Here is a 355-nt window from a genome sequence, read left to right as displayed (position 1 = left end):
GCCATGCGCCATAGGCGATGTCCGAAAGACCCTCCAGCTCATCGCTGACCGACACATCGGTCAACGTCACGTTGCCCGTGTTCGTGACCGTGAACTCGTACTCGACGACATCGCCCGCGCTCCCCGACGCCCCCTCTTCGAGGGTACCGGTCTTGACGAGCTCGATTTGCGCGTTCTGCGGGAGGGGCACCGTCTCATCGTCGGTGTCCGAGACGTCCTCGCCCTGCGGCGGGGTTCCCGTCGCGGTTGCGGTGTTGTCCACCCGTCCGGTGTTCACGTCACTCTGCTGCACCGTGTAGGTCGCCGTCGCCGTGACCTGCTCACCCGGCTGCAGCGTGCCCTCGGCCCCCGGCCA

At 67.0% G+C, this 355-nt stretch carries 1 protein-coding gene; it reads right to left on the bottom strand.

All coding sequences use genetic code 11. The annotated features are described in order from the left end of the window. Positions 1 to 355: CLIPPER-2 domain-containing protein (locus GB932_RS00965; RefSeq protein WP_438616688.1), on the bottom strand; the 355-nt coding region annotated here is incomplete at both ends.

The organism is Microbacterium karelineae (genome assembly GCF_009745985.1).
Classification (GTDB): domain Bacteria; phylum Actinomycetota; class Actinomycetes; order Actinomycetales; family Microbacteriaceae; genus Microbacterium; species Microbacterium karelineae.
This window is presented reverse-complemented; position numbering and strand designations above follow the sequence as displayed.